Below are 25999 nucleotides of genomic sequence, written 5' to 3' on the forward strand. Positions count from 1 at the left end.
TAGAAACAGAAAAAAACAACTCTATGGTTGAACTGGAAATCGATGGGCACGCCATTGCCGTACAAAAGGGAACCACCATTCTGGAGGCCTGTAAATCACTGGATATTGAGATCCCCACTCTTTGCCATATGAAAGAACTGGCGCCGGATGGTTCCTGCCGGATGTGCGTGGTGGAAATCGAGGGCGGACGAAAAGGAGGTCTGGTCCCTTCCTGCTCCGAGCACTGTGCTCCTGGAATGAAAGTATCCACCAGGTCGGAACGGGTGGTGGAATCCCGGCGCTTTATCCTGGACCTCCTTTTGAGCAATCATGTGCTCAGCTGCTTTGACTGCGCCTCCAATGGGGAATGCAGGCTCCAGGATTATTGTCTGGAATACGGTGTGGAAAAAACCAGCTTCCCCTATGGAAAGAGAGTAGGGACCAATGAAACGGACAGCAGCAATCCTTTCTTTTCCTTCCATCCTGAAAAATGTATTATGTGCCGGCGCTGCACCAGGGTATGTCAGCAGCTCCAGGGGCGAGATGTTATCAGCGTTTCCAACCGCGGTTTTGATACCCGAATGAGCCCAAGCTATCAGCTTCCGTGGAGAGAGTCCATTTGTGAATCCTGCGGAAATTGTGTGTCAAACTGTCCCACAGGGGCTCTTTCCTCTAAGGATCAGCAGAGACATTACAGGGCATGGGAGGTTAAAAAGGTACGGACTACCTGCCCCCATTGTGCTACTGGCTGCCAAATGGATCTTCTGGTGAAGAATAACCGGATCGTGGGGGTAGATCCGGCTGACGGACCGTCAAACAGAGGGCTTTTGTGCGTAAAGGGCAAGTTCGGCTCCTATAAGTTCATTCATTCCGGAGACCGTCTTACCCATCCGTTTATCAAACGGGACGGGAAATTTGAGAAGGCAAGCTGGGACGAAGCCCTGGACTTAATTGCAAGCCGGTTTACAGAAATCAGAAAGAAGTATGGAGCGGATGCCAATGCCGGCTTTTCCTGCTCCCGGGCTCCAAATGAGGACAATTACGTTTTCCAGAAGATGATGCGGGCTGCTTTTGGAACCAATAATGTAGATAACTGCGCAAGAGTCTGTCACTCCGCCTCGGTCCATGGCCTTGCCACGACCCTGGGTTCCGGAGCCATGACAAATCCAATCCGGGACATTACGGAGGATGTTGACCTTATTTTACTCATAGGCTCCAATCCAACCGAAGCCCACCCCGTGGTCGGCACACAGATCCGGCAGGCAATCAGGAGGGGCACGCAGATTATTGTGGTGGACCCGCGTAAGATCGATCTGGTTAAAGATGCGGTCATCCATATGCCAATCAAAGCTGGAACCAATATCGCATTTGCCAACGCAATGATCCATGTCATTATCGAGGAAGGCCTTGCGGACATGGACTATATACGGGAGCGGACCGAAGGGTTTGAGGAGCTGGCGGAAATCGTGAAAGGTTATACACCGGAAAAGGCTGCAGAGATCTGTCACATTGATGCAGAGGATATCCGCAAAGCCGCAAGGATGTATGCCAGGGCAAAAAAAGCTCCTATCATTTACTGCCTGGGCGTCACAGAGCATTCCACAGGAACAGAAGGTGTTATGAGCCTATCCAATCTGGCCATGGTGGTCGGGAAAATAGGAAAATCAGGCTGCGGCATCAACCCACTCAGAGGGCAAAACAATGTTCAGGGCGCCTGTGACATGGGGTGTATGCCTTATGATTTCCCTGGATACCAAAAGGTGGCAAACAAAGAGGTCCGGGAAAAATTTGAAAGAGCATGGGGCGTTCCTTTAAGTGAAGCCACCGGACTCATGTCCACCCAGGTGCTGCCGGAAGCCATAGAAGGGAAGATCAAAGGGCTTTACATTTTCGGAGAAGACCCCATGGTCACGGATCCGGATACGGGCCACGTTGCCAAGTCCCTGAAAAGTCTGGACTTTCTTGTGGTGCAGGAGCTGTTTATGACAGAAACGGCCCAGTTTGCCGATGTGATCCTGCCCGGAACCAGCTATGGGGAAAAGGAGGGAACCTTCAGCAATACGGAACGCCGGGTGCAGAGGGTACGCAAAGCGGTGACTCTGGAAGGAGACATGCGCCTGGATACGGACATCTTTTATGATGTGATGAACCGTATGGGCTATCCCTGTGAGACAAAAACGGCGGCTGAGATCATGGATGAAATCGCCAGCGTAACGCCGGCCTTTGGAGGCATCAGCTTTGAAAGGCTGGACCGGGGGGAGACGCTTCAGTGGCCCTGCCCGGATAAGGAAAGCAAAGGCACTTATATAATGCACGTGGGAAAATTTTCCAGGGGCCTTGGATATTTTTATCCGGCAAAGTACCGTCCGTCTAAGGAGCTTCCTGACAACGATTATCCGTTTATGATGGTCACGGGCCGTATGCTCTACCATTACAACACCAGAGCCATGACAGGCAGAACCGAAGGCTTAAATGAAATCTGCAGAGATTCCTATATTGAGATCAATCAGGGAGACGCAGCCATGCTGGGAATTAAGGACGGAGACAAAGTCAAAGTATCCTCCCGCCGGGGTGAAATTGAATCCAGGGCGGTGGTAGGAGATAAGATGATGCCTTCCGAAGTATTTATGACCTTCCATTTCGCAGACGGAAATGTGAATAAAATCACGAATTTTGTGATCGATGATATCGCCCGCATTCCGGAATACAAGGTTTGTGCGGTGTCTGTAAAACGAACTTAATCCTGTGATTAAATAAAGGGGCTGTAAAATCTGTTATTTCACAGCAGCCCCTTTATCCTTTATATCGTTATATTAGGAGGGAGGAGTCTGATTGATTGAATTAGAAGAAGCCGTTAACCTATTGGTGAACAGCGTTAAAATAGAAACAAAGACAGAAAAGCTGGACATTTTATCTGCCTATGGAAGAATTTGTGCAGAGGATGTGACTGCACCTTTCCCTGTCCCCCATTTCCCCAAATCAGGAATGGATGGATATGCGGTCAGAAGTCAGGATACAAAAGGCGCTTCAAGGCAAGCACCAATCCAATTTCAAGTGGCTGGTGAAATATGTGCAGGGGATTATCTTTCCATTCAGGCAAAGCCCGGTACAGCAATCCGGGTGATGACCGGTTCCGTGGTGCCGGAGGGCTATGACTGTGTGATACGCCAGGAAGATACGGACTATGGCCAGGAGCAGGCAGAGATCTATATGGAGGGAATACCCTGGCAGAACTATTGCAGGATCGGAGAGGACTTTCAGGCAGGAACGTGCATGATCCCCCGCCGGGTCCGCTTGGGGGCAGGGCATATCGGCGTTTTAGCCAGTATGGGAATCCGGGAAATTACGGTGCTTCAAGAGCCGAAGGTGGGCATAATCTCAACGGGAAATGAGCTTGTACCGCTCACCAGTCCATTAGGAAAGGTAGGGGTGTATCCCAGCAGTGCCTATGCCATCGCTGCCCAGCTGAAAGCTCAGGGAGTCCAGGTTCCTTTTATGGAAATCAGCCCTGACGATGCCAGGGTGTTTTCCCGCATGCTGGATGAAAGAATCGGCCAGGCAGATGTGATTATCACAACCGGCGCACTTTCCGTGGGAAAGAAGGATTTTCTTCCGGAGGCATTGGAAAAAATAGGGGCCGAGCGGCTTTTTCATGGAGTGAATATGCGTCCGGGTACGCCTGTCATGGCTAACCGGTACAAGGAGAAGCTCATCCTCAGCTTATCCGGTTATCCCTTTGCAGCCATGGTCAATTTCCGGCTGTTCTTCTGGCCTGTCATGGCCAGGATGGTTGGCGATGATTCCCTTTCCTGGAAAAAGATAAGGCGTATGGTAGTAGAGGGAAACGTCAATGCGGCAAAAAGGAGGCGGTTTGTCCAGGCATTCAGCGATGAGATGGGCGTCCATATCTTTGACAGAAACCACCATTCCTCCGTTTTATCCGAAATGCTCCGTTCAAACTGCATCATTGACCAGAAACAGGGATCGGTTATTTCGCCGGGGGATATGGTGGATATTCTTTATTGGAAGCAGGATCGGTAAAATTATGCCTGGAAAAACGCCTCTGCCAGATGAACAAGGGCTTCCTGATCTTTCGTGCCCATGACTTCCCTTGCGGAGTGCATGGCCAGTATGGGCACGCCAGCATCGACTGTCCGCATGGTAAGAAGTGCAGAAGAAATGCTTCCCAAAGTGGAACCCCCTTTCACATCGGAGCGGTTGGAGAACTTTTTATAAGGAATATTATTTGTCCGGCAGATTCCTTCAATGACTCCTGTGCTGGAAGCGTCGGTGGCGTAGGCCTGGCTGGAGGCAAGCTTAATGGCGACTCCGTCTCCCATAAGAATCTGGTTCTTAATATCGCATTTTTCCCCGTGATTGGGGTGAATGGCATGAGCCACGTCCAGGGACAGCAAAAAGCCGCCTAACAGAACATTTAGGAACGTTTCCCTGGAATAGCCCAGGGATAAACAGATTTTTTCAAGAATGCGTTCCATCAGGGCGGAAGCAGCTCCCTGCTTGGTATGGCTTCCGATTTCCTCATTATCGTACAGGGCGATGGCATGAATGCTGTTTTTGCATGGTCCGGTCATGATCCCGCTTAAGCAGGCCTGAACAGATGTTAAGTTATCCAGGCGGGGAGAAGAGTAGAACTCGTTTTGTAAGCCTAGGAGAGTCCCTTGCTCCCAGTTATAGATACAGATTTCATAATCCAGAATATCTTCCTTTTTCACACCAGCCTCTTTAGCCAGAGCTTCTAAGAAAAAGTCTTCCTTACTTAACTCATCCGTGATCCGGGTTATAAGGGGAAGCATGTCTATCTGTGCATTGATGGCAACTCCATCGTTGGCATCCCGGTTCATGTGGATCGCCAGGTTGGGGACCGTAAGAAGGGGGCGTGAAAAGTCCACAAAGATGGTTTCAGGCTTCATGGGAGATGTTCCGGCTACGCAGACCTTGCCCGCCATGGATAGGGGACGGTCAAACCAGGTTCCCAGTAAAGGACCACCGTATACCTCCACGTTAAGTTTTCCATATTCCAGAGAGGTGACCTCAGGGGAGGGTTTTACCTTCAGGCATGGCCAGTCCGTATGGGAAGCCGCCAGCTTAAGGGCCGGTATTTCACCCAGATCTTCCCCAACGGTAAATGCAACCAAAGTGGAATCAAAGACGTTTATGTAGTATGACCCGCCCTGTTGTAACTTCCAGGGTTCAGCCAGGGACAGTTCTTTAAATCCTGCGGACAATAGCTGGTCTGCTGCCGCCATGATGCAGTGGTATGGAGAAACGGATGCGGCGATCAGTGTCTCTAACTGCTTGATATGATTCATATAATTTCCTCTTTTCCGCCTGTGTTTTCGGGCATGGTGCTGTTTTGCACTGCTCATTGCTTTCGTGAATAAGTATACCACATAAAAAAACCGTTTGGAATAGCGAAGATCGTTGGAATTCCTGCGTTGACAGTCTGGGAGGATCCGGTGTATAGTAAACGGATAGAGATTATAAAATGGGGAGAAATTGCCATGATCGCACTGAAAATTGAGGACCTCAAGCTCTTTACCTCCAAGCTGTTCGTAGGGGAAGTGTTTGACCAGTTCCTTGCTAAAGAAGCTGTTATTGTTACTTTTAATACATTTACCATCGATGGAAATATCCGTTCCACTTATTACTCCAAAGAGGAACTGGAGGAAATGAATACGGGACAGCTTTCTACCTGGGCTATGATGAAGCCTTTTTGTTTTTCATTAATTAAAGGAAAAAGACTTCCTGTCAGTTTCCGGATCATCCTGCAGATGTCAAAGGAAGGTACCGAGCGCTTTCTTGCCTCCCGCCAGATTGCCTTTACTCCTGATCAGGTGAAGGGGCTGTACCTCAATATCCGCTATGAGGAAGATAAGCTTTCCTGTGTAACAGGAACCTCGGTTTCTGTCTTTACCCTTGATAAGACCCTGGATGAGGAATGGGATCAGGCGTTTAAAGGGTTTTTAAAACAAAATGAGATTCCGTTTCTGGAAGAATAAAATTATTAGCACTCAGTTTAATTGAGTGCTGATTTTCTATTGACATTTCCATAACAGCGTATTAAAATATTCTTTGCAGGTATGATCCATAAGTTTACAAATTTGTGAAAATTCCATGGAAACATGGAACTGAAATAGAAAAAAAGAGTAAGGAGTGTTTTAATATGGCAAAGACAGGAAGTTTAACAATTAACAGCGAGAATATTTTTCCGATTATCAAGAAATGGCTGTATTCCGACCATGATATTTTCTACCGCGAGCTTGTTTCCAATGGCTGCGATGCTATTACAAAGCTTAAGAAGCTGGAAATCATGGGAGAATGGCAGAAGCCGGAGGATCTGGATTTTAAGATCGAGATCATTACCGATTCCAATGAAAAGTCCATTACCTTTAAGGACAACGGCCTTGGAATGACCATGGAGGAAGTTGATGAGTACATCAACCAGATCGCTTTCTCAGGTGCCCAGGATTTCCTTGAAAAGTATAAGGACAAGGCCAATGAAGATCAGATCATCGGTCACTTCGGACTTGGTTTTTATTCCGCATTCATGGTAGCTGACAGGGTTACGATTGATACCTTATCCTATAAGGAAGGCGCTTCAGCGGTTCACTGGGAGTCTGACGGCGGTACGGAATATGAGATGGAAGAAGGGGACAAGGCGGATTTCGGTACTACCATTAAGCTGTACCTCAATGAAGAAAGCCTGGAATTCTGCAACGAGTACCGCGCAAAAGAGGTTCTTGATAAATACTGTTCCTTTATGCCGGTGGCAATCTATTTATCCAGTTCATCTTCAGAGCCTCAGTATGAGACCATTGAAAAGGATGAACTGACCGATAAGGATACTGTGATCGAAACCATCCTCGAGGAAGCAAAGACAGAGGAAAAAGAGAACGAAAACGGTGAGAAAGAAGTCGTAGAGGTATCTCCTGCCAAAGAAAAATATAAGATTAAAAAGCGTCCGGTACCTGTCAATGATATCAATCCCCTGTGGAACAAGCATCCAAACGACTGCACAGAGGAGGAGTATAAGTCCTTCTACCGCAAGGTATTCAATGACTACAAGGAACCTTTATTCTGGATTCACTTAAATATGGATTATCCTTTTAACTTAAAAGGAATCCTTTACTTCCCCAAGCTGAATTTAAATTATGACAGCCTGGAGGGAACCATTAAGCTGTATAACAGCCAGGTATTTATTGCTGACAATATCAAGGAAGTTATTCCGGAATTCCTGATGCTGTTAAAGGGAGTGATCGATTGCCCGGATCTGCCGCTTAACGTATCCAGAAGCGCTCTTCAAAACGATGGTTTTGTGAAGAAGATTTCTGACTACATCACAAAGAAGGTTGCGGATAAATTAACCGGTATGTTTAAGACAGACCGTGAAAATTATGAAAAATACTGGGATGACATCAATCCATTTATTAAATTCGGCTGTTTGAAAGACGAAAAGTTTGCGGAGAAGATCAATGATTCCCTCCTGTTTAAGAATCTGGACGGTAAATTTTTAACTCTTTCCGATTGTCTGGAGGCGAATAAAGAGAAGCATGAAAACAGCGTATTCTATATCTCCGATGAAAAAGAGCAGAGCCAGTACATCAACATGTTTAAAGAGGCAGGCATAGATGCGGTTTATTTAACCCATAATATTGACAGCCCGTTTGTAGGCTATCTGGAACAGAAGAATGAGAATGTTAAGTTCTTATGCATTAATTCTGACTTATCCGACATCTTCAAGGAAGAGGTAAAGGAAGAAGATAAGGAAGCCATGAAGGCAGATGCAGAGACTCTGACCGAGCTGTTCCGCAAAGCATTGAATAAAGAACATCTGGAAGTAAAGGTGGAGAAGTTAAAGAACGGAAATGTATCATCCATGATTACCGTATCTGAGGAATCCCGCCGCATGCAGGAAATGATGAAGATGTATACCATGCCGGGAATGGATCCTTCCATGTTTGGTGCAGGCGGTGAGACCCTGGTTCTTAACTACAACAATAAGCTGGTGCAATATATACTGGGACACAAAGACGGAACCCATACAAATTCCATCTGTGAACAGCTTTATGATCTGGCGGCTCTCAGCCATGGTTCTCTGACACCGGAGCGCATGACGAAATTTATTGCCAGAAGCAATGAACTGATGCTTGTGATGGCAGAGGAATAGAAGGCGAATCCTTGGATTTAGGGATATCTTTTTTTGCCCGATTGTGCTATATTAGATACAGCGATTTAAAATTGGCAGGGAAAATACCTTAGGGGGGAACCTGCCCCCGCTGTATTGGGCATGCATCTATTACCCAGATAGCACGGGCATGGAAAGGAGAAACTTTAATGAAGGAAAAGACTATGAAGATAAGGAAGGCGATGCTGCGTCTGATGATCGCTCTTATGCTGGGCATATTCGCAGGAGCTGCACCTGGAACCGCACTGGTGTCTTACGCAGAGACAGTTGCGGCTACAGAAGCCAACCAACCGGCAGAAGGAACATCTGAGGACTTTGGAGTTACCTTTTTCATATGGTTTTTCGGGGGAATTACGCTTCTGATCCTGTTTGTTGTCGTAGTGGTCGTTTGTTCCAGCATAAGCGCAGTAGGAGTATTTGATGCGCAGGGAGAGGAATAATATCTGATGGTAAGATAAGGACTTGTACCTTGGAAGTTTCCCGGTATAAGTCTTTTTTTATGAAAAAAATTATTTTTTGCATCGTTAAGGTTCATTCTCATAGCAGCCGGATCATGTAAAATTATTCTATTGACATCTGAGTCTGGTTTCTCTATAATATATGGTAATGAATACTACATGATAAGTTTTCGCCAGGAGGAAGGATAGAGATATGAGCTATAAAATCATTGGGGACAGCTGCCTGGATCTCACGGCAGATTTAAAGAAAGATCCTCACTTTCAGATAATTCCCCTTACTTTGCAAGTGGGAAATACTCACGTAATCGATGACGAGACCTTTGACCAGAAGCGTTTTTTAGAGTTGGTAAAAAGCAGCAGCGAGTGTCCTAAAACAGCATGTCCGTCACCGGAGCTTTATAAAGAAGCCTTTGAATGCGATGTGGACCAGATTTTTGTTATCACTCTGTCCGAGCATCTAAGCGGCAGCTATAACAGCGCGGTTCTGGGAAAAAGGCTATATGAAGAAGAACATGGGAATGACGGGAAAAAGATTGCTGTGCTAGGCTCAGACTCTGCCTCTTCCGGACAGTTAAATATCGCTCTTTACGTTCAGTCCCTTTGCCAGGCATCTCTGCCCTTTGAAGAAATTGAAGAAAAGGCAAGAGTCTTTATCAAGAATATGAAGACCTATTTTGTTTTGGAAAGTCTGGATACTTTAAGAAAAAATGGACGTCTTACCGGTCTTCAGGCATTTTTTGCCACAGCCTTAAACATTAAGCCGGTTATGGGTGCTAATTCAGGCGTAATCATTAAGCTGGACCAGGCGAGAGGAATCAATAAAGCGCTGACCCGCATGGTGGAGATTGCCCTTAAGGACGGAGGAGATACCAGAGATAAGGTTCTCGCGATTGCTCATTGCAATAATCCGGAGCGGGCGGAGCATGTAAAACAGGAGATGCTTAAGAAGGCTGTATTTAAGGATGTGCTCATTGTTGAAACAGCGGGAGTTGCTACGGTATATGCCAATGACGGCGGAATCATTATGACGCTATAAAGTGTGTATGATAAATGCTTTACAAGTTTGGAAAAATATGTTAAAATGCTCACAAATAGAGAGTTTGACTAGGTGTAACTGTAATTAATCATGCAGGCATAACTGGTTATATTTATACTTTTGCTCAGGCAAGGCGTAAATATGACCAGTTTTTTATTTAGGGAAATCTGGAATACAGCATTCAATCGGATATTCAATCCGCTTCGCTGCCTGATGAGGTTAAAAGACAGTACGTTTTTTGAGAGGCCGAAAGACAGCCTTTTAAAAGCTGTATTATAAAAAGAAAGGATGGGAACTATGAGAGAAAACTTTTTGTGGGGAGGAGCCACTGCGGCAAACCAGTGTGAAGGCGGCTGGAAGGAGGGAAAACGGGGAATGGGAACCGTTGATGTGATTCCATGGGGAAAGAATCGTCTTCCGGTTATGCAGGGGGAGATGGATTACAGGCAGCTGCCGGTAGATTCCTATTATCCCTCCAGGGAAGCCATTGATATGTACAATCATTATAAGGAGGACATCGCCTTATTTGCAGAAATGGGGTTTAAATGCTATCGCTTTTCCTTTTCCTGGTCCCGCATATTTCCAACTGGGGAAGAAGAGGAGGCGAATGAAGAAGGGCTGAAGTTTTATGAGGATTTTATTGATGAGCTTTTAAAGTATGGGATTGAACCGGTAGTGACCATCTGCCATTTTGATATGCCGCTGGCTCTTGTTGAAAAATATGATTCCTGGAAAAACCGAAAGGTCATTGATTGTTTTGTGAAATACTGCGATGCCATTTTCCGCCGTTTCCGGGATAAGGTAACTTACTGGATCACATTTAATGAGATCAATATGCTTCTTCACCTGCCGTTTATGGGTGCTGGAATCCGGTTCACTGAAGGAGAAAATGAAATACAGGTGAAATATCAGGCTGCCCATAACGAATTAGTGGCTTCTGCCATGGCAACCAGACTGGCTCACCAGATTAATCCGGATTTTAAAATAGGCTGTATGCTTGCCGCAGGAAATTTCTACCCCTTTAGCTGCAATCCTAAGGACGTCTGGGAAAGCATAAAGAAAGACAGGGATAATTATTTCTTTATTGATGTACAGGCCAGAGGAGAGTACCCTTCCTATGCAAAGAAAATGTTTGAGAGGGAAGGAATAAAGCTTGAAACAGGCCCGGAGGACGATGCTATCTTAAAAGAGCATACGGTAGACTTTATTTCCTTCAGCTATTATTCATCCCGGTGTGTCAGCACAGCAGAAGAAGTCATTACAGAATCCACATCAGGCAATGTGATGAAGAGCATTAAGAATCCCTACTTAAAGGAATCAGAATGGGGCTGGCAGATCGATCCTCTTGGACTCAGGGTTACTTTGAATACTCTGTATGACCGTTATCAGAAACCGTTATTTATTGTGGAAAACGGTCTTGGCGCAGTGGATAGACTGGAAGAGGATGGAAGCATCATTGACGACTACCGGATAAATTATCTGGAAGAACATATAAAAGCAATGATAGAGGCTGTGGATGAGGATGGAGTAGATTTATTAGGATATACCCCCTGGGGCTGTATTGACCTGGTCAGTGCATCTACAGGAGAAATGAAAAAGCGATACGGCTTTATCTATGTTGATAAGGATAATGAAGGAAATGGAACCTTAAAACGCAGCAGGAAAAAATCCTTTGAATGGTATAAAAATGTAATCGCAAGCAATGGAGCTGTTTTGAAGGAAAGCGGATTTTGATAGCGAAATAGCATTTGGGGAGAAAGGAAAGCATCTTTTGGGATCGGACAGATCCGGAAAGGTGCTTTTTTTGATGGATTTCATTTAATTAAAAGAAAAATATATTTTTATTGAAAATAGCAGGAGTAAAAGATATAATATATAAAAATGTTAAAGTTTGAGGGGCCCGATGGAAAAAGAACAATTTTTATATAAAAAGATTTATCTGGATTTAAAAAATAAGATCCTTGCAGGAGAGCTGGAGGAAGGAACATGTCTGCCCCAGACAGGAGATTTGGCGGCTGCGTATGGAGTGAGTACCATAACCATTACCAATGCCTTAAATGCCCTGAAAGGGGATGGCTACTTAAACCGGATCAAGGGGAAAGGAAGCTTTATACAGCTTCCGGTAAAGAGTACAGGGACTACAATAAGCGGCTTTGATGCTGCAGCGGAACCATATGTGAGCCCGGACCGGGATAAGATGCTGGGCCTGGTTCTGGAGCATGTATCCTCCTGCTTTGGGCTTGACATGATGTATGCAATGGATGCCATGGCGGCTGAGGCCGGTTATAAGCTCTGCGTCCGCTTTTCTTACGGAGAGAGGGAGAAAGAAACAGAGGAAATTGAGTTTCTAAAGGAGCTTGGCGTCAGTGGGATCATCGTCATGCCCTGTCATGGAATTTATTATAATACGGCAATTTTAAAGCTTGTGGTTGAAGAATTTCCTATGATACTGATCGATAAGAAAATGGAGGGGATCCCGGTTCCATCCGTAAGAACAGACAACCATCTTGCTATGAAAGAGCTGGTGGATTATCTGGTTCATAAAGGAAATAAAAAGATCGGCTTCATTACATTTTCAGAAAACGGCACTTCTTCCATTAAGGACAGAAGAAAGGGATTCCGTGAGGCCATAAAGGCTGCAGGGGTTGAGAATATGGAGGAATGCTGTCTGGAAGGGGCTGAAAAAATAAATATTTATTCAGATGATATTGATATAGGCCTCAGTGAGAAGATTGAACAGTATCTCGATGATAATAAGGACTTAGATGCGGTAATCTGCGCCGAATATGGAATTGCCAGATGGCTTGGAAAATGGAAGGGAATTACCGTATGCTGCATTGACGAAGATTATTTATCTCCCGGAGGTCCTCATTTCACCCATATAAAGCAGAATGAAAAGAAAATTGCCTTTGAAGCCATCAGGATCCTGTTAAAACAGATAGAAAAAGATCCGTCCTACAGCCAGATGGATCGTCTGGTACCTGGAATATTTTGCGAGTACTAAAATATATATTTTGCTCCTGCAATAATTAGAGCACAGAACAATGATTATAATTGTTCTGTGCTTTTTTTTGGGGCTATTGTAAATATTGTATAAAAAATATTTTTTCTATATGTATTTTAGTAACAAAATACCAATAGACAGTTGAAAGTAAAAGCGTGATATGGTATTATAAATAAATAAAACATATATTTTAGTTAAAATATATGTAAAAGTTGCGTAAATATAGTTTACAAAATCAAAAATATAATATACTATGATTTTGTAGTCCCAAAGAGCGTTGGATTGAAAGGAGAAAAAATGAAAAAAAGAAGAGTCATGTCACTGCTCGCGGCTGCACTTATGGTATGCTCCATAAGCGCCTGCGGAAAACAGGAGAGCGCCAGCACAAAAGCCAGCCAGACAGAAGGAAGTAAGACAGAAGAAAGTAAGACAAACGAAAGTAAGACAGAAGCAGTCAGCCAGCCGGATAAAGAAGCAGGGGGTTCCGTAAAGATCATGACAGCCAATACGGGAGGCAAGGATGAAGCGGAAATGAAGCTTTTTGCAGAAGCTCTTTCAAAGGCTACAGGCCTTACGGTGGAATTTGAAAAGCCGGCATCGGATTATGACAAGGTTCTGATGCAGAAATTAAGCGGCGGCGAGATCTATGACCTGATTTATATCACTGCCAGCCAGTATGCCAATCTGGTAGCTCAGGGAGCCTTAATGGATATTACGGACCGGGTAAATGGTTCGGAGATTCTCACCGGCAATGTGGATCCGGCAGAGTGGAAGGATATCACCATTGACGGTAAGATTTATGCCGGTTTCAACAAGAAGGAGATCCACAGGGTAGTGGCCTTAAACAACGCACTTCTTAAAAAGGCCGGAATCGATTATAAGAAGATCGAGCCTACCATGGATGGATATTATGATGTGATGAAAAAATTAAAGGACAGCAGCCAGGACCCGGACTTTTATCCCTTTGATTCTATTTTATCTGAAACCTATGACCTGCAGCCCTGGATGGCGGCAGCGGGTTTAAAGAACGGAGTGGTTCTGGACGATTCCGGGAAACGGTTTGCGCCATACTCAGAAGATGGGGCTGCACCTGTTTGGGAGTGGTTTAAAAAGCTGTATGACGATGGTCTGCTGGATCCATCCTCCTTTGTAGATAAGACAAAGGATATGAGAGCCAAAATGGGGGCATCCTCTCAGAAGACGGCTCTGACGGTTGACTGGGCGGCATGGGTTGGTTTACATAATGCAAATGCTAAGGCAGGGGGAATTTCTCCTGAAGATTTTGAGATCGTTTCTCTTCCTGGTCTTAAGAACCCTGACGGAAGCTATATGCTGGTCAAAGGAAGCGCCAGTTTGTTTGCAGTTCCTGCTAACGCAAAGAATCCTGACGGAGCCATAAAGGTATTGGAGTATTTTGCAACGCAGGAAGGTGGAAATCTTCTTTCAACCGGAATTTCAGGATATGATTATACTGGTACAGAAGGAACATTTGAATTGACGGAAACAGGGGCTCAGCACGGCAATGACCATGGCGCTCCATTCCCTATCTATAAGGATTTTAAGCCGATTTTCGGGTTCAATCCCGGAGTGGATGAGGCGCTAAGCTACAGCAGCTATGCAACCATTGACAGGATCATTCCAAATGAAGCGGATTACAAGGAAATCGTAGGCAAATGGGGGATCAAGATCATCAAAGGAGAAGTTTCCACCCAGGATGGGCTTAGCGGCATGAGAAAAGAGCTTGTTGACCGGAAAGTGACTGACCGGTAAGTGCAATCCCCAAAATAGACAGGAGGTATTGGTTTGAAAGGACAGCTTAAGAAAAGGATATTGCGGTATAAGGAAATCTATCTGCTGCTGATACCAGTTCTCATCTACTTTCTTGTATTTTCCTATTATCCGCTGGTACTGGGAATCATAAAAAGCTTTCAGAAGGTAAAGCTTTTAGGTGGCTATGAGATAGTAGGGTTTAGCAATTACAAGGAGATTTTTGGGGATAGGCAGTACAGACAGGCGTTTATTAACAGCCTTACAGTAGGAGGCGGAACCTTTCTCCTGCAGTTTGTCTGGGGGCTTTTAATAGCTGTATTGCTGAATGAGATCAGAAGTAAGGCGCCCAAATCCCTGTTCCAGACGGTTACTTACATACCGTACCTCCTGTCCTGGTCTGTGGTAGGAGGTCTGTGGATCTCCATTTTATCGCCTGCAGGCATGGTAAACGGCATTATGAGGGCTTTCATGGGAACCAGTTATTCTCCCATGGTATTTATGTCGGAGGGGCGTTTCGCAAGGTCGATCATGATTTTTACAGGTGCATGGAAAGGGGCCGGTTATTTTGCGGCCCTGTTCCTGGCCGCCATGGTCGGAATCGATTCGGCCCTGTATGAATCCGCAAGAATGGATGGTGCTACAAGAATCAAGCAGATCCGATACATCACTCTGCCGGTCATCGTGCCCACCATGAAGGTGGTCGCAGTGTTGTCAGTCATGGGAATCCTGCGGAACTTTGACCAGATTTTTGTTATGATGAATGCCTCCATCAGTGATAAGGTAAAAAACCTGCTGGTTTTAATTTACGAACAGGGTATTATCCAGTTTAATGTGGGGACCGCTACGGCGGCCGCGACCGTTGTTTTGTTCGCAACCCTGCTGATTACCTCGGCGGTCAGAAAGATGTTGAATTATGATGAGATTTATTCCTGATGGAAAGGGCGGAGATATGAAGAATAATCTAGATAAAAAAGGTTTAACAGGTTTCTGGAGAGTACTGTTTTTGATTTTGACAGCAGCCATCTTTCTTACCATGTTTCTTCCCATGTGGAATGTATTTGTGGTATCCACCTCTACAGCCCTTGATTCCTCACAGAGCGGGATCAAGCTGTGGTGGACAGCATTCAGTGTGGAAGGCTTTTTCTATGTATTCCGGGTGACAAAAATGGCAAGGCCATTTCTAAATTCTTTTTTTATAACCACCTTGGGTACTGTGATCCAGGTTCTTTTATCAGCCCTTGCAGGCTATGTTCTGATACAAAAGAGCCTTCCTCTTAAAAATTTTATTTCCTCTTTCATCATGCTCACCATGATGGTGCCTGGAGACTTAACTTTAATATCCGTTTATCAGCTCAATAAGCAGCTGTCATTGTTAAATACTTATCAGGGATTGGTTCTAAACGGACTGGTATCCGGTTTCAGCATTATGATGATGAGAAATTACTTTGAAACGGTTCCTTATTCTCTTGCGGAATCAGCCAGAATGGACGGGGCAGGAGAGTTAAAAATATTTGGAAGCATTTATATGCCCATATCCCTTCCGGGATTTGCAACTGTGTTCTTTATGGAGTATGTGGCCAGATGGAATTCCATCATGCTTCCGGCGACCTTGATCACGGATGAGAAAAAGTATACCCTTCCTCTGATGCTAAAGCAGATGATCATGTCCGTGGATTCCACATCGGGAACGGCGGCGACTCCGGATAACGCGATTATGGCGGCGATCGTGATCTCTACCATACCGCTGCTGATCATCTATATGTTTGCCCAGAGATTTCTGATGGAGGGCATAAACATGGGGGCCGTTAAGGGCTAAAGGAGTTTTGATATGAAGGAAAAGACAATCACATTTCAAAGAATAGCCTTAAAAGAGGAAGAAGGTCTGTATTTAGAGGTTCCGTTTTTCGTGCCGGATCAGGCAGAGGCCATGGAATTATCATACGACTACGACAGGAACGGAAATATCATTGATTTCGGCCTGTTAAATGAAACGGGAGAATTGATCGGCTGGTCCGGTTCCGACCGGAGCCGTATCGTTATTTCAGCTCACAGGAGCATGGCCGGTTTTGCTTCGGTTCCTGTAAAGCAGGGACAATGGAGCATACTTCTGGGAGCCTATAAAGTAGAGGAACAGGGAGTGGCAATTACATATAAGATCACATTCCATCTAAAAGGCATGCGGCTATATAAGGGAGATACCCACCTTCATTCCAGCGGTTCCGACGGAAATATGACTCCGGAAGAATTGGCCCTTGCAGCCGGAAGGGAAGGGCTGGATTTCCTGTTTGTTACGGATCATAACAATTATGCCCACAATTACCAGCTCCGTTCTACGGACCTGGTAACCATGATTCCGGGAGTGGAGTGGACCCATTACAAGGGACATATGGGAATGCTTGGAAGGAATCGCCCATATAAAAGCTTTCTTTCCAATTCTCTGGAAAGGACCGCAGAAATCATAGAGGAAGCAAGGGAAAACGGAGCTTTCACGGTGATAAACCATCCCTTCTGTCCCTGGTGCGGCTGGCAGTGGGGGATGGAGAAGGTTCCCTTTGACGGGGTGGAGGTTTGGAACGGAGGCTTGATGACGGAGAGCAACCAGGCCTGCCTGGCCTGGTGGGATGAAAGGCTTAAGGAAGGAAAAAGGATCCCAATAACAGGGGGCAGCGATTTTCATAAATATGAACCGGGAAGAATGCCTGCTTCTCCTTGTACCTGCGTGTACGCCCTGTCAAATTCTGCTGAGGATATATTAGAAGGACTTAAAAAAGGGCATTCTTTTTTGACCATATCTCCGGAAGGTCCTATGATGGATACATGGGCCGGAGAGGATCTTTTGGGAGATGAGATCCCGGAAGGAAGCGAAATCATGTTTACCTTCTGGAACTTACGCGAGGGCGATATCCTGTTCCTGATTTCCCGGGATAGCAGGGAAGAAATCCCATGTGGACCGGGCCGTCTTTCTATTCAAAGAACTGCCGGAAAGGCCGGATATCTCAGGGCGGAAATCAGGCGGAGTTTTCTAAAGGGGTATCCTCATATTCCGGTGCTCCTTTCCAATCCATACTATATAACAGGTGAAAAAAATGACAAAGAATGAAATAGTGACAAATGAAACAATTAAAAGGGTACATGTAGTTTTCATGACCCATTTTGATATGGGATTTACGGATCTGGCTGACCGTGTTCTTTCCAGCTATATCCAGGATTTTATTCCTGAAGCCATCAGGCTTGCCGCGGACTTAAACCAGGATGGAAGGAAACGGTTTATCTGGACCTTAGGGGCATTCTTAATTGACCGGTATTTAAAAAAAGCTCCTCAGGCGGAAGTACAGAATCTCAAAGATGCCGTGATGAGAGGAGATATCAGCTGGCATGGACTGGCTTTTACCACTCATACGGAACTGATGGATGCTGACCTGATGAATTTTAATTTAAGCTATGGAGAAAGTCTGGACAGAGAGTTTGAAAGAAAGACCATGGCTGCAAAACTTACTGACGTACCAGGGCATACGAAAGCCATGGTACCAATCATGGCACGCCATGGGATACGATATCTGCATATCGGAGTAAATGCCTCATCCATGAATCCAATGGTTCCCCCAAGCTTTGTATGGCGGTCAGGAAACAGCGAGATTCTTGTCCAGTATTCTCCTGTTTATGGCTCGACATGTTATTTGGAGGGGATGGAAGATGTTCTGGAGTTTGTTTTTCTAGGAGATAATCTGGGCCTTCCCACCAGGGAAGATGTTTTAAGCCAATTAGAGGAATTGGAAAAGAAATATCCAGGTGCAGCAGTGGAGGCTTCCACCTTGGATGCCTATGCCGGGAAGCTTTGGGAAAGAAGGGAAGAGCTTCCCGTGATAACAGAGGAAATCGGAGACACCTGGATTCACGGCATCGCCTCGGATCCGGTCAAGGTCAGCGGCTTAAGACGGCTTCTGGGCCTTAAGGATCAATGGAAAAAGCAGGGGAAGTTTGATTATGAAGGGCCGGAATTCCATGGTTTTATGGAAAACCTTTTGATGATATGCGAACATACGTGGGGGCTGGATTATAAGAAGCACCTCTTTGATTTTAAAAACTGGAAAAAAGAAGATTTTAAGAGAGCCAGAAAAGATAATCATGTAACGGAGGATATGTTTACGGAAAGAAATGCAGCTCTTTTACATGCCATATATAAGGAGAAAGGTGTGGATCATATGGAGAGCACCTATGACCAATACGAAAGCTCCTATGAGGAACAGCGGACCTACTTACGCGAAGCGGTCCGGCTGCTGCCTGAGGTACTTAGAGAGGAAGCCAGGCAGGTGCTTGTATGGGACCCGGCTGCAGAAACGGAAACATGGGTAGAGGGAGGGGAGGTCCATCCGTTTGAAATCGTTTCCATACAGGACTGGAAAGCAGCATTTGATGGAAGCGGCTCAGTGGTATACCTGGAAAAAGAGGGAAAGGTCTGGATCCAGTCAGGCTGCTTTGGCCGTTTTTCTTATGAAATCTATGGAGCTATGGATACGGTATCGGAATATTATGAGTACAATCATGCATTTAAGGAAAATATGGCCTGGTCAGAAGCAGATTTTTCAAAGCCCGGACTGGAAACTGTGGAGGGACTTACGAACAGGAATTATACCTTTGGAGTGCGGCGGATGAGAAGGTCTGATAACGGGGTGAGGATCAGTCTAGCAGGGAATCCGGCGGCTGTAAGTGAATACGGGTGCCCGGAACGGGCATGGATCACCTACACGTTTGGAGAAGAGTTATTGTGCGATCTTTGGTGGGAAAATAAAGATGCCAACAAAATGCCGGAAGCCCTTTGGTTTGATTTCAATTTTGATGTTGAAAACCCTTATCTTTGGAAAATGAAGATCATGGATCAGGAAATCTCACCCCTGGAGGTGGTAAAAGGAGGAAACCGGAGGCAGCACTGCATGGAAAAGCTGGTCTATGACGGGGCAGATGGGACCATAGAAATACAGAATCCTGATTCTCCTTTGGTAAGTGTGGGAGGAAGGCGGCTGTATGGCGGCTGCCTGGAGCTTCCGGATATGAAAAAGGGATTTTCCTATTGCCTGTTTAACAATAAATGGGGAACAAATTTTTCCATGTGGTGCCAGGATAACTGCAGGTTCCGGTATGTATTAAGTGTTCAAAATAAGGAATAAAATAAGGTGTGGCGCTTTCTTAATATCCTTTGGTGTACGAAATTATTTCGACATTCATTGGAATATTAGCTTTACTAATATCCTTTGGAGTCCTGACGATAGCGGTTCTCACCTTTCTCGATAAGAGAAACAAGAAAAAAAAATGCCCATCCTGTCAGCACACGGGATGGGCGGTGTCCGTAAGGACATTTTAAGCCAATAACCGAGAGCATCCACTTTTGGAGTGAGTGCTTTTTTTAAGTTATTTTTTGACTCTCTTCCAACTTCCAACATTTTCCTTAAATACACTTGCTTCTGTCAGTTCTTTCTAAACGATAGGAAACTAATATAAAGCTATAAATTTAAAAACTCAATATGGAAAACAGGTTTCATGAAATTTCAATCGACTAGAGAATATATAAAAAGTTTCTACCATTCAGACATGCAAGTAAAAGGGAATATTTGACAAATCTATGGAACCAGTGTAAGATAAAAAAATGGAATATAATCCAAAGAAATATGAAAGAAAAGTTATGGAAAAACCCATGGTTTTTGTGGAAAAAGTTATGGAAAATGAAAACCCATGTGGAAATAGTCAACAATCAGGAGGAGTAGATGAAGAAAAAAAATGGGCTGATGAAGATTTTGATTTTCCTACCCATAGTACTGTTTGTTTTGCTTGTAGGGTGGATCGGGGTAAGTGAATGGAAAGGTATAGAGGCCGTTCCACGAGAAAACCTGGCCCAGTCAGAGCCTGAGGCATCAGAGGAAACGGAAGTCCTGACGGTGGAAGAATCCCAGCCTCAGGAAGAAACCGCTCCAATTGAGGAAGAAACAGAGCAAAAATCAGCCGTTCAGCTCCTCTTTGCAGGCGATATATTACTATCTAGTCATGTTATGATGGCTTATGATAAGTCGGGAAGCATGAATGGGGTCCTGGACGAAGGATACCGGAATGAAATCAGCAGTGCAGATATCTTTATGGCCAACCAGGAGTTTCCTTTCAGTGACAGGGGCTCTGCGGCGCCTGACAAACAGTTTACATTCCGTCTGCCGCCTTCCAAGGTTACCCTGATGAATGAAATCGGAGTTGACATCGTTACCCTGGCCAATAACCATTCCCTTGATTATGGAACAGATGCCCTTGTGGATACCTGCGCGGCTCTGGATGGAGCCGGTATTAAGTACGTAGGGGCAGGCCCTGATATGAACCGCGCCAAACAGCTTGAGAAGATCGAAGTGAATGGAAAGGCCATAGGCTTTCTGGGAGCGTCCAGGGTTTATCCCGATCCCAACTGGGTGGCGAACAGCAAAAAACCAGGCATGGTAAGTGGTTATGATCCTACCATCCTTTTGGAAGAAATAAAAAAGGCGAAAGAAAGCTGTGATTATCTGGTGGTTTACGTCCATTGGGGAGTGGAGCGGGATGAGAAGCCCCAGGAATATCAGAGGGCTTTAGGAAAGCAGATCATCGACGCAGGGGCGGACTTAGTGATGGGAAGCCATCCCCATGTTCTTCAGGGAATTGAATATTACAACGGTAAGCCTATCTGCTACAGCCTTGGCAATTTCATCTTTGGAAGCAGTATTCCAAAGACAGCCCTTATACGGGCGCAGGTGGATTTTGCCCAGGGAAGCACCACCTTGTCCTTAGTCCCGGGGACATCAAAGGCAGGATATACCAGGATGCTGACCCAGGAAGACGGGATCCGGGAATTTTATCAGTATTTCCAGAGCATATCCTTTGACGTATCAGTTGATGAAAACGGCGTTATCCACAATAATAACAATTAAACTCAGACGAGGTATCTGTCACTCTGGCGGATGCCTCGTTCTTTTAGCCGTTTAGCCAGAGTGCCGAGGACCAGCTTTTTATTGCCGCTCCATAAAGGCGAAAGAAGAAGCTTTTTCGGCCCGTCTCCGCTGATCCGGTGTATGACCACCTCGGGCGGAAGGAGGGCGATGCAGTCAATCACCAGGTCAGTATATTCTTCCAGGGTATAGACAGGAACCAGGCCTTTATCATATTCTGCGGCAAGATCAGTTCCTTTTAACACATGAAGAAGCTGAAGCTTAATTCCGTCGATTCCATGTTCTCCCAGATGACCCAGATAGTTTACAGTTTCCAATATCATATCTCTGGTTTCTCCAGGAAGCCCTAAAATGACATGAGCGATAACCGTAAGACCGGCTTCTTTTAAATTCTGGTAGGCTTCATAGAATGTATGAAGGGGATATCCTCTGCGGATATGATCTGCTGTGGACTCATGGATGGTCTGAAGCCCCAGTTCCACCCAGACAGGCTTTATATTATTAAGTTTTTTTAACAGATTTATGACATCAGGCGGAAGGCAGTCGGGGCGGGTGGCAATGGAGAGGACCGCCACATCCGGATGGAAGATGGCCTGGGTAAACAGCTCTTCCAGATAGGATACGGGAGCGTAGGTGTTGGTATAAGACTGAAAATAAGCGATGAAACGGCCTTCTTCGGTCTTTATTTTATTCTGGATCCTTTTGCGGGCAGATTCTATCTGTTCCGTGACAGAGGAATGGAGGTTCAGGGATTCCGCAAATTCTCCTGATCCCCCGCCGCTGCAGAAGATGCATCCTCCGGTTCCCAGGGTCCCATCCCGGTTAGGACAGGTCATGCCGCCGTCAAGAGCCAGTTTATAGACTTTTTGTCCGTATTGTTTCTTCATTTCATAATCCAGGGAATGATAAGGTTTTTCGTTCCAGAACATGGTTTCCTCTTTTCTGCCCATGCTTTTTGGGCATAAAGGTATGCCCGCAGGGTGTTTCCTCTTTTCCGCCCATGCTTTTTGGGCATAAAGGTATGCTCACAGGGTGCTTCCTTCGCATTTATTTTTGTTTGTTTCATTATACGGGTCCCCCGGATGACCTGTCAAATTATTTTATAGGTTTTCGTAAAATATTATATTGTGAAATCTTTGGCATTTATGATATACTCGTAGCAATGACAATGCTTTGTCAATGAATGGGGGAAACCTTCCAGGTTACTATATAAATAGGGTGTGCCCAGCCCAAAAGCGTGGGCAGTAAATCGGAAAAGGAGAGCAAGTGAGATGAAGATAAGTGATACGATTCAGCTGCTGGAGTCTAAAGAGTCAGAAAAGCTTATGACTGCTTTATATGGAAAAGAGGCTGTCAGGGAGAACATTGAACGTTATCAGAGCCTTATAAGAAACTTCCAGAAGAAATTTCCGGAGGATGATGTGATGCTGTTTTCCTCGCCAGGGCGCACGGAGATCAGCGGAAACCATACCGATCATAACCACGGAAAGGTGCTGGCTGGAAGTATTAATCTGGATTGTGTAGGAGTAGCAGCAAAAAACAACAGCAGAAAAGTAAATATAATCAGTGAAACTTATAACCAGAGCTTTGAGATCGATCTGGATGACTTGGCTCCAAGCGATAAGAAGGCAGGAACCATTGACCTGGTAAAAGGTCTTTTAAAGGGCTTCTTAGAGGATGGGTATGAGATCGGCGGTTTTGATGCCTGCGTAACCAGTAATGTAATCAGTGCGGCAGGTGTCAGCTCCTCTGCTTCCTTTGAGATGCTGCTTTGTTCTATTATAAATACATTCTTTAATAATAGCACCATGGATGCTGTGGCATATGCCCATATCGGCAAGTTTTCTGAAAATGTATACTGGGACAAGGCTTCCGGCCTTTTGGACCAGATGGCATGTGCTGTAGGGGGACTTATTACCATTGATTTTAAGGACCCGGCAGTTCCGGTCGTAGAGAAGATTGATTTTGATTTTGGCTCAAAGAATCACAGCCTAATTATTGTCAATACAGGAAAAGGTCATGCGGATTTGAGCGCAGATTATTCCTCAGTTCCGGCAGAAATGAAAAAGGTTGCAGAATTTTTCGGAAAAGAAGTCTGCGCTGAAATCACAGAAAAAGAGGTTATTGACAATTTACAGGAAATCAGGGATTTTGCCGGTGACCGTTCTGTCCTTCGCGCCCTCCATTTCTTTGAAGAGAATAAGAGAGTAGAAGCAGAAGTAGCAGCTTTAAAAGAAAACCGGTTTGAGGACTTTTTAAAGAAAATTACCGAATCTGGAAATTCCTCCTGGAAATGGCTGCAGAACTGCTTTACCAACACCAGCTTCCAGGAGCAGGGTATCACCATTGCCCTGGCTCTTACGGAACTTTTCCTGGCAGAGAAAAATACAGGTGCATGCAGAATACATGGAGGCGGATTTGCCGGTGTCATCATGACCATGCTGCCTAATGAGCTGGTAGATGAATATATTTCCTATATCGAGAAAGCCATGGGAGAGGGCAATGCTTACCGAATGAGCATCAGGCCATATGGAGCCATCTGCTTTAATGAGATAATCAATCAATAATAATTGTAAATTCTGCCAAAATGGAGTAAAATATGATTAAGAAACGTTGATAAGAACGTGGGCAGAAGGAGGCATTATGAAAGAAAAGAAAAATCTGGTCATCACCATAGGAAGGCAGTACGGCAGCGGCGGCCGAATCGTGGGAAAAGCCCTTGCAGAGGAGCTGGGAATTCATTTTTATGATGAAGAGATTTTGTCCATAACTTCGGAGCAAAGTGCCGTTGGAGAGGTATTTTTCCGTCTGGCAGATGAAAAGGCGGGAAGTAATCTGCTTTATAAAATCGTAAGCGGCTTAAAGCCACAGCTTGGGAAACCCTCAACGGATTCGGACATTGTGAAACCGGAGAATCTGTTCCGTTTCCAGTCCCAGGTCATTAAAGAGCTGGCATCGGAAGAGTCCTGCATTATAGCCGGACGGTGCGGAGATTACATCTTAGGCCGTGAAAAGGAAGAATTTCCGGGCCTGGTGAAAATCTTTGTTTATGCAGACACGGAAACCCTCATCAAGCGTACCATGGAAGTGGATAAGGTTGATGAGAAGGAAGCGGCAAAGCGGGTAAAGAAGATTAACCGGGAGCGGAAGGAGTATTACCGCTACTATACCGGTGAAAACTGGGAAAATTGGAACAATTATGATCTGATTATCAATACCAGCAGCATTGACTTAGAGCAGACCGCGAAGCTGATTAAGGATTATATTAAGCTTAGAGGAATTGAGTTATAAAGGAACGCATAAAACGGCGGCTTTGATTGTGATTTCAAAGCCGCCGTTTCCATGTTTAACGGTATATCATGGAACCAGTTTTAACGTTCTTGGATTTTTACGGTACCAGTGCCGACAAGGCGCTATCTAAGCCATTCTTAAAGTAAATCTGGTTTCCTTTGTTGCATTCATAAATAAAATCCCTTAGACTTTTGCTGGTATAGTCTGAAAAATCCCCTATGATTGCAAGCTTAAAACGGTAGTTTGAAAATTTCTGCAGGATTTCCCCTGCTAAACCTGTTTTAAGATCAAAGAAGCTTTCATCAAGGCTTTCTTTATACAGGATCATGCCGATGCAATTACATTGGTATTGGGACGAAGCCATTATATCAAGTATATCTTGAGCAGTGGATATCTTTTCGTCCTTGTTAAGAATTACAATATTCTGGTTTCTTATTGTTTTTATATTCATCTCATCTAAATCCTTCTTTCTCTAGAAATGGAACTGTCTAATTTTGTATGGGTTTCATTCATAATCCTCCTGTTTAATCGTCTCAACCAAGTCCATAATTAACTGAATGATTGCCTGTGCGAATTGGATGTTCCCCCATATGGTGACACGAACTTTGCATTCTGATTCCAGAAATTGTGCATGCATGGTCGGATGGCCATATTCCGGAAGATTAGTATTCAGCGCGGCAGTAACAGTATTCATAATACGAATGGCATCATCCATTCCCTCGACATCGATATCAATTACGGAAGATACCTTTATTTCATAGTCGGATTTATTAATAGAATGGCTGGTTTCCTTTCCACTTGGTATTTTTGTGCTTTCCATAAAAACACTTAAGTCATGTCCGGTCACTCTCCAGCTTTTTCCGATCTTTCCTGCTCTCAGCTTTCCTTCCCTGATGTAGCGCTGGATTGTTTTTGGGTGGATATTAAGCATTTCTGATATTTGTTCTACTGAATAATATTTCTCTCTCATGTCAATCGCTCCTTATCATTCCTTAAAATACTTTACAAGAGTAATAATAAGGTATAATAGGGAATGTGTCAAGTGTTTGTTTCAAGCGTTTTTTATTATCTTAAATATGATAGGCTGATCCATATTCCCTCGGGTTGTAAGTTCCATGGAAACCCAGACATTAAGAACCTCCAATCCCAAAGCTGCCGTGCATATATATCATAGAATCGCTTTTGTTGTGTCTGCGCTCGCCTTATTTATGAAGCATATGAAGATGCAAGAACTGTAAAGATAATCAGTCATTGATCACATTATGAATTGTAAATTAAAGAGAAATGGATTCACATACA

21 protein-coding genes are annotated in these 25999 nt (G+C 44.8%); 17 read left to right on the forward strand and 4 right to left on the reverse strand.

Annotated elements, in window-relative coordinates:
- Positions 1-23: 23 nt before the first annotated feature.
- Together fdhF and H171_RS01300 are read left to right on the forward strand one after the other, a co-directional pair.
- Positions 24-2720 carry a formate dehydrogenase subunit alpha gene (fdhF, locus tag H171_RS01295; RefSeq protein WP_166433659.1) on the forward strand — a complete coding sequence of 899 codons (2697 nt, stop codon included), beginning with the start codon at positions 24-26 and terminating at the stop codon, positions 2718-2720.
- Between the two features lie 91 nt (positions 2721-2811).
- Entirely contained in the window at positions 2812-4020 is a 1209-nt protein-coding gene (locus H171_RS01300; protein WP_100303536.1) for a molybdopterin molybdotransferase MoeA, read from the forward strand.
- A 2-nt stretch (positions 4021-4022) separates the two neighbouring features.
- Here H171_RS01300 and H171_RS01305 read toward each other — a convergent pair whose 3' ends face one another.
- Entirely contained in the window at positions 4023-5309 is a 1287-nt protein-coding gene (locus H171_RS01305; protein WP_100303537.1) for a M18 family aminopeptidase, read from the reverse strand.
- A gap of 192 nt (positions 5310-5501) precedes the next feature.
- On the opposite strand from H171_RS01305, the gene H171_RS01310 reads away from it, so the two are divergent.
- From H171_RS01310 to H171_RS01365, 13 genes are all read left to right on the forward strand, one after another.
- Positions 5502-5999 (forward strand): DUF5721 family protein, encoded by a 498-nt coding sequence (locus tag H171_RS01310; protein WP_100307374.1) that lies wholly within the window; start codon positions 5502-5504, stop codon positions 5997-5999.
- 164 nt (positions 6000-6163) lie between these two features.
- Positions 6164-8167 (forward strand): molecular chaperone HtpG, encoded by a 2004-nt coding sequence (gene htpG, locus H171_RS01315; protein ID WP_100303538.1) that lies wholly within the window; start codon positions 6164-6166, stop codon positions 8165-8167.
- A 167-nt stretch (positions 8168-8334) separates the two neighbouring features.
- On the forward strand, positions 8335-8625 hold the full coding sequence (locus tag H171_RS01320; RefSeq protein ID WP_100303539.1) for a sulfate transporter: 291 nt from the start codon (positions 8335-8337) through the stop codon (positions 8623-8625).
- Between the two features lie 211 nt (positions 8626-8836).
- Positions 8837-9679: a DegV family protein gene (locus tag H171_RS01325; protein ID WP_100303540.1), complete on the forward strand. Its 843-nt coding sequence runs from the start codon at positions 8837-8839 to the stop codon at positions 9677-9679.
- A gap of 288 nt (positions 9680-9967) precedes the next feature.
- The gene (locus H171_RS01330) at positions 9968-11413 is read left to right on the forward strand and encodes a 6-phospho-beta-glucosidase (protein WP_100303541.1); all 1446 of its coding nucleotides are present in this window, start codon (positions 9968-9970) and stop codon (positions 11411-11413) included.
- Between the two features lie 169 nt (positions 11414-11582).
- The gene (locus H171_RS01335; protein ID WP_100303542.1) at positions 11583-12683 is read left to right on the forward strand and encodes a GntR family transcriptional regulator; all 1101 of its coding nucleotides are present in this window, start codon (positions 11583-11585) and stop codon (positions 12681-12683) included.
- 297 nt (positions 12684-12980) lie between these two features.
- Entirely contained in the window at positions 12981-14453 is a 1473-nt protein-coding gene (locus tag H171_RS01340; RefSeq protein ID WP_100303543.1) for an ABC transporter substrate-binding protein, read from the forward strand.
- A gap of 33 nt (positions 14454-14486) precedes the next feature.
- On the forward strand, positions 14487-15386 hold the full coding sequence (locus H171_RS01345) for an ABC transporter permease subunit (RefSeq protein ID WP_100303544.1): 900 nt from the start codon (positions 14487-14489) through the stop codon (positions 15384-15386).
- A complete protein-coding gene (locus tag H171_RS01350) occupies positions 15367-16269 on the forward strand; it encodes a carbohydrate ABC transporter permease (RefSeq protein WP_242976827.1) in 903 nt (300 codons plus the stop codon). Before H171_RS01345 ends, H171_RS01350 begins: the two co-directional genes overlap by 20 nt.
- A gap of 12 nt (positions 16270-16281) precedes the next feature.
- Positions 16282-17553 (forward strand): CehA/McbA family metallohydrolase, encoded by a 1272-nt coding sequence (locus tag H171_RS01355; RefSeq protein WP_100303545.1) that lies wholly within the window; start codon positions 16282-16284, stop codon positions 17551-17553.
- A complete protein-coding gene (locus tag H171_RS01360; protein ID WP_100303546.1) occupies positions 17540-19618 on the forward strand; it encodes a DUF5054 domain-containing protein in 2079 nt (692 codons plus the stop codon). The genes H171_RS01355 and H171_RS01360 overlap by 14 nt, the downstream gene beginning before the upstream one ends.
- 32 nt (positions 19619-19650) lie before the next feature.
- Positions 19651-19812: a putative holin-like toxin gene (locus H171_RS24945; RefSeq protein WP_408645654.1), complete on the forward strand. Its 162-nt coding sequence runs from the start codon at positions 19651-19653 to the stop codon at positions 19810-19812.
- Between the two features lie 400 nt (positions 19813-20212).
- Positions 20213-21391, forward strand: a complete 1179-nt coding sequence (locus H171_RS01365) for a CapA family protein (protein ID WP_100303547.1) — start codon at positions 20213-20215, stop codon at positions 21389-21391.
- A gap of 2 nt (positions 21392-21393) precedes the next feature.
- On the opposite strand, the gene H171_RS01370 is transcribed toward H171_RS01365, so the two are convergent.
- Positions 21394-22338, reverse strand: coding sequence for a TIGR01212 family radical SAM protein (locus H171_RS01370; protein WP_100307376.1), 945 nt, complete (start codon positions 22336-22338; stop codon positions 21394-21396).
- A gap of 342 nt (positions 22339-22680) precedes the next feature.
- Here H171_RS01370 and H171_RS01375 point away from each other — a divergent pair, with 342 nt between their 5' ends.
- Together H171_RS01375 and H171_RS01380 are read left to right on the forward strand one after the other, a co-directional pair.
- Positions 22681-23976, forward strand: a complete 1296-nt coding sequence (locus H171_RS01375) for a galactokinase (protein ID WP_100303548.1) — start codon at positions 22681-22683, stop codon at positions 23974-23976.
- Positions 23977-24052: 76 nt separating this feature from the next.
- A complete protein-coding gene (locus H171_RS01380) occupies positions 24053-24700 on the forward strand; it encodes a cytidylate kinase-like family protein (protein WP_100303549.1) in 648 nt (215 codons plus the stop codon).
- Positions 24701-24797: 97 nt separating this feature from the next.
- Here the strand turns inward: H171_RS01380 and H171_RS01385 are convergent, their stop codons facing one another.
- Positions 24798-25151, reverse strand: coding sequence for a DUF4180 domain-containing protein (locus tag H171_RS01385; RefSeq protein WP_100303550.1), 354 nt, complete (start codon positions 25149-25151; stop codon positions 24798-24800).
- A gap of 54 nt (positions 25152-25205) precedes the next feature.
- On the reverse strand, positions 25206-25670 hold the full coding sequence (locus H171_RS01390) for a helix-turn-helix domain-containing protein (protein WP_100303551.1): 465 nt from the start codon (positions 25668-25670) through the stop codon (positions 25206-25208).
- Between the last annotated feature and the right edge of the window lie 329 nt (positions 25671-25999).

The organism is [Clostridium] celerecrescens 18A (assembly GCF_002797975.1).
In the GTDB taxonomy this organism is placed as follows: domain Bacteria; phylum Bacillota; class Clostridia; order Lachnospirales; family Lachnospiraceae; genus Lacrimispora; species Lacrimispora celerecrescens.